The following is a 4,317-nucleotide window of genomic DNA, read 5'->3' as shown; positions in this document are numbered from 1 at the left end:
AGGCGCAGAAGGTTGTCCACGAGCGCGCCAAGGAAAATGGCGACGCTGCGCTGGGTCGCTGGACGAAGCGCAGCTGATCGGCGCGTGCCGCGTGACGCGTCTCACGGCGCGTCTCGTGGCATGTCCCCGCGACAACAAAAAACCCGGCGCCTCGCGGCGCCGGGTTTTTTATTTCACCAACAGGGGGATTAACGACCCCCGGTGACTCAGAAGCGGTATTCAGCGCTCACCGAGGCCACGTTCGTGGACAGGTTGAGACCGTGCTTCTTCGCGTCGTAATGGTCGTAGTTCACGCCGAGGCTGAAGTTCTGCGTGAGGTTGTAGCCCACGCCCGCACCGGCATACCAGCTGGTCTTGTCGAAGTTGTCGCGCGTGATGTCGTCGTGGCTCACACCGTCGCCCTTCCAGGCGTAGAGGCCGGCACGGCCGCTGATGTACCACTTCGGATCGATGTTGAAGCGACCGTTCACGCCGGCGGTCCAGCCATGCAGGCTCGACTTGCGGCCATCGATGGCGTTGCCACCGGTGACAAGGTGCTTGGCGTGAATGTTACCCAGGTCGTTGTAGCCGCCTTCGACACCCAGCGCGAGCGACGGGCTCACAGCCCAGCGATAACCGCCGTTGATGTCGTATGCGACGTCATGCCCGTCGTAATTGCCCTTGTTCACTTGCGCGCGGCCGGCACTGCCGTTGACGAAGAAGCCGGCGCCATTGGCGTCCTGCGCGAAAGCCGGGGCCGCAACCATACCGGCCGCCATGAGGCCAAGGGCGATGAGGGTCTTTTTCATGGGGAAAACTCCTGCTTATTCTTTATGCGTTCGATGCGGGCGGCATGGGGATGCCGACTCGCCACAACACACGAGCGGGGGTGCCGTGTGTCCGGGTACTACATGCGGCGGCGCCGCAATAGATTCAATACCCGTAAGTTCACTATTAAGAGAAGATTAAGCCACGGCGGGTTTCCGCCGTGGCTCATTACTTCAGAACAACAATTCATCCAACCTTAGAAGCGGTACTCGCCAGCGAGCGAAATGATGCCCGTGGAGCGCTTGAGGCCCACGCTGGTCTCGCCCGTGGTGTTGTCCATGACCTTGCCCGCATTCGCGTGGAAGTAGTCATAGGTCAGGCCGACGCCGAAGTGCTCGTTGACGTCCCAACCGGTGCCGACGCCGGCGTACCAGCTGCCGCGGTTCGGGCGGCCGCCATTGGAGAAGCCGAGGTCCTGGCCGACGCTGTTGTTGTAATTGTTGTTGTTGTCGTTGGCGCGGAAGTAACCGCCGTGGCCGCTGAGGTACCAGCCGGGGACGAGGTTGATCTTGCCGTTGACACCGAGCATCCAGCCGCGCAGCGCGTTCTTGGTGTTCTTCTGGTCGACGTTCTGATCGGCCTCAAACACGTTCTTTACGCGGTAATTGCCGAGATCCGTGTAACCGGCCTCGAGGCCGAGGCCGAGATCGGGACCGACCTTCCAGCGGTATCCGCCCAGAAGACCGTAGCCCGTGCGACGGCCCTGTTCGCCGTGCAGGGGATTGAAACCGCTGACATTGCTACCGAAGCCACCGGTGTCGCTACCGTTGGTGCGACCGACGTTGGCGCCGATGAACCAGTTACCGCTACCCACGGCCTGGCTGGGCTGATAATTGCCGCTGACAGCCGGGTTGCTGTCCTGGGCGAAGGCCGGAATGGCCGCAAACGAAGCGCAAGAAACTGCAAGGGCAAGTGCTGCCTTTTTCATGGGGGTGTTCCTCTTATTGTCGGGGCGGCAATCGACCCGTGGGGGTGGGGGAAGATCGATCGCCGTGGTCGATTAGAGTCCTTCGAACCTGAAGCGACTCGAAAAACAGAACGGAAAGATTAAGCGGGAGTTAACTTTGCGTTTGYAGCATGAACGTCCACGACAAGATGTGATCAATGCGCGACAATCATGGTTTTTCCGCCGCTTGCTAACTGGAGAACGCCGATGACGACACGTCGCGAACGCGCAAATGCGATCCGCGCCCTGGCCATGGATGGTGTGGAAGCCGCCAATTCCGGCCACCCGGGCATGCCGATGGGCATGGCCGATATCGCCGAGGTTCTGTGGGGCGACTTCCTGCATCACAACCCGACGAACCCGCATTGGCCCAATCGCGATCGCTTCGTGCTGTCGAACGGTCATGGCTCGATGCTGCAGTACGCTCTGCTTCACCTGACCGGCTATGACCTGCCGATCGGCGAGCTCAAGCGCTTCCGCCAGCTCGGTTCGAAGACCGCTGGCCACCCGGAATTCCATCACACGCCCGGCATCGAAACGACCACCGGTCCRCTCGGCCAGGGCCTCGCCAATGCTGTCGGTTTCGCGATCGCCGAGGAAGTTCTCGCCGCGCGCTTCAACCGCCCGGGCCACGACATCGTCGACCACCACACCTTCGTGTTCGTGGGTGACGGTTGCCTCATGGAAGGCATCTCGCACGAAGTGTCCTCGCTGGCCGGCACGCTCAAGCTCGGCAAGCTCGTCGCCGTCTACGACGACAACGGCATTTCCATCGACGGTGAAGTGCACGACTGGTTCACCGACAACACCGCCGAGCGCTTCCGCGCCTACGGCTGGAACGTGGTGGTCGGCGACGACGACAAGCCGGTCGACGGCCACGATGCCGAAGCGATCAAGAAGGCGCTTTCCGCCGCTACCTCGCAGAGCGAAAAGCCCTCGCTGATCATCTGCAAGACGATCATCGGCTTCGGTTCGCCGAACAAGGAAGGCAAGGAATCCTCGCACGGCGCCGCGCTGGGCAAGGAAGAAGTCGCCCTTGCCCGCAAGCAGCTGGGCTGGGAATACGGTCCGTTCGAAATCCCGCAGGCCATGTACGACTCGTGGAGCGCGAAGAAGAGCGGTGCCGATGCCGAGAAGGCCTGGAACGACAAGTTCGACGCCTACGCCAAGGCGTTCCCGGAACTTGCCAGCGAGCTCAAGCGTCGCCTGTCCGGTGAGCTGCCGGCCAACTGGAAGGAAGGCGCTGCCGCCTTCATCAAGAAGATGCAGACCGAAGGTCCGGTCGTCGCTTCGCGCAAGGCATCGCAGATGTCGCTCGACGCGTACGGCCCGCTGCTGACGGAACTCATCGGCGGCTCCGCGGATCTTGCCCCGTCGAACCTGACCATCTGGAAGGGCTCGAAGAACATCGCGACCGGTGGTGCCGAAGGCAACTACATCCACTTCGGCGTGCGCGAGTTCGGCATGACGGCGATCTCCAACGGTATCGCGCTGCACGGCGGCTTCATTCCGTACGACGCGACCTTCCTGGTGTTCTCCGACTACGCCCGCAATGCCGTGCGCATGTCGTGCCTCATTCCGGCACACGCCATCCACGTGTACACGCACGACTCGATCGGCSTSGGCGAAGACGGCCCGACCCATCAGCCGGTCGAGCACCTGGGTTCGCTTCGCCTGATCCCGAACAATCGCGTGTGGCGTCCGGCCGATGCGGTTGAATCGGCGGTTTCCTGGAAGATGGCGATCGAACGTGCGGGCAACCCTTCCTGCCTGATCTTCTCGCGCCAGAACCTCAAGCACAATCCGCGCACCGACGAGCAGCTGGCGAACATCGAGAAGGGCGGTTACGTCCTCTGGGAACCGTCGGAGAAGTTCAAGGCGATCATCATCGCCACGGGCTCGGAAGTCGGTATCGCCGTGGAAGCCGCGCAGTCGCTGGGTGACCAGGGCGTGCCGGTTCGCGTCGTCTCCATGCCCTGCACGGAAGAGTTTGACGCACAGCCGGTCGAATACCGCGAAGGCGTGCTGCCGTCGTGGTGCCGCGCTCGCGTCGCCGTTGAAGCGGCCAGCGTGGACTTCTGGTTCAAGTACGTTGGCCTGGACGGCAAGGTGATCGGTATGACCACCTTCGGTGCTTCGGCCAAGATCGACGACCTCTACGAGCACTTCGGTATTACGACGCCTAAGATCGTCGATGCCGTTAAGAGCGTCATCAAGTAAGGCGTTCTGACACAGAAAGTAGTACGAAGAAGGGGCCCGGAAGGGCCCCTTCTTCTGATTGGATCAAGGCCGATGGCGCGTTTTTGCGTCGCACACTTTCCAGTTCTCAAAGCAGTACAGCGGAAAACTTCCCGGGGCAGGGCTACGGTCTGCGGAACTCATGAAGACCGGCTTGACACGAAGTCGCTGGTAGAGCGGAAGCAGCGCGCCGGGCATAGTCCAGTGAACCTGCCCAGGTGTAATCACGACGGCTTGCCCGAGCTCGTTGATCGTAAATGCCCGGTTCGGCCCGTTGCTGCCTGTATTCCAGACGGGGCGTCGGGAGCGGTCATAAAGAACGAAGT

General features: G+C 61.7%; 4 protein-coding genes. 1 reads left to right on the top strand and 3 read right to left on the bottom strand.

Annotated features, from left to right (window positions below):
- Positions 1–206: 206 nt before the first annotated feature.
- Both AC1DT2_RS16725 and AC1DT2_RS16720 read right to left on the bottom strand, forming a co-directional pair.
- Positions 207–788, bottom strand: a complete 582-nt coding sequence (locus tag AC1DT2_RS16725) for a porin family protein (RefSeq protein ID WP_063570840.1) — start codon at positions 786–788, stop codon at positions 207–209.
- 215 nt (positions 789–1,003) lie between these two features.
- Positions 1,004–1,735: an outer membrane protein gene (locus AC1DT2_RS16720; protein WP_213949615.1), complete on the bottom strand. Its 732-nt coding sequence runs from the start codon at positions 1,733–1,735 to the stop codon at positions 1,004–1,006.
- A 225-nt stretch (positions 1,736–1,960) separates the two neighbouring features.
- Here AC1DT2_RS16720 and tkt point away from each other — a divergent pair, with 225 nt between their 5' ends.
- Complete coding sequence (gene tkt / locus AC1DT2_RS16715; protein ID WP_477297567.1) at positions 1,961–3,973, top strand: transketolase; 2,013 nt, start codon at positions 1,961–1,963, stop codon at positions 3,971–3,973.
- A gap of 63 nt (positions 3,974–4,036) precedes the next feature.
- Here tkt and AC1DT2_RS16710 read toward each other — a convergent pair.
- On the bottom strand, positions 4,037–4,317 hold a 281-nt coding region (locus AC1DT2_RS16710; protein WP_477297565.1), incomplete at its 5' end, for a hypothetical protein.

This window comes from Luteibacter sp. P4_E6 (genome assembly GCF_056401535.1).
This window is presented reverse-complemented; position numbering and strand designations above follow the sequence as displayed.